General features: G+C 79.7%; 1 pseudogene. It reads right to left on the bottom strand.

Features of this window, described 5'->3' with window-relative positions:
- Window positions 1–512, bottom strand: a pseudogene (locus ABD308_RS11660) (hypothetical protein); the annotation flags it as partial.

The raw sequence follows: 512 nt of genomic DNA, 5'->3' as shown, positions 1-512 counted from the left end.
CGGTATGTCGCTCGACCAGAAGCCCGTGCCCGCGCAGCCGTCCGCCAGCTCCTCGGCGAGGGCCAGGCCGACCCCGCCGAGCCCGCCGGTGATCAGGTAGACGCCGCCGTCGCGCAGCCGCGCCGGGCCGTCGGCCGGCGGGGCGTCGGCGGTCAGCGGCAGGGCGTCGAAGTCGCGGACCCACCAGTGCCGGCCGCGCAGGGCGAGTTCGCGCTCCTCGGGCTCGCGCAGCAGCAGCGCGTGCACGGCGCCGGCCGCCGCCTCGGCGGGGGCCTGCGGGTCGGTGCCGGTGAGGTCCAGCAGCCGGCAGACGACGTCCGGCAGCTCCTGCGGGATGACCGCGCAGGGGCCGGCCAGCAGGGCCTGTTCGGGGCGCAGCGGCTCGTCGCCGGTGACGGCGTGCACGCCCCGGCACAGCACGTCGACGGTGACCGGCACGGCGGGCCGGGCGTCGTGGACGGCCTGGGCGAGGGCGCTCAGAGCGTCGAGGCCGAGCCGGCGGGCCCCCCCCC

Origin of the sequence: Kitasatospora putterlickiae, assembly GCF_039527695.1 — a bacterium.
GTDB classification, from domain to species: Bacteria; Actinomycetota; Actinomycetes; order Streptomycetales; family Streptomycetaceae; genus Kitasatospora; species Kitasatospora putterlickiae.
The sequence above is the reverse complement of the archived record's forward strand: the minus strand, read 5'-3'. Positions and strand labels throughout refer to the sequence as shown.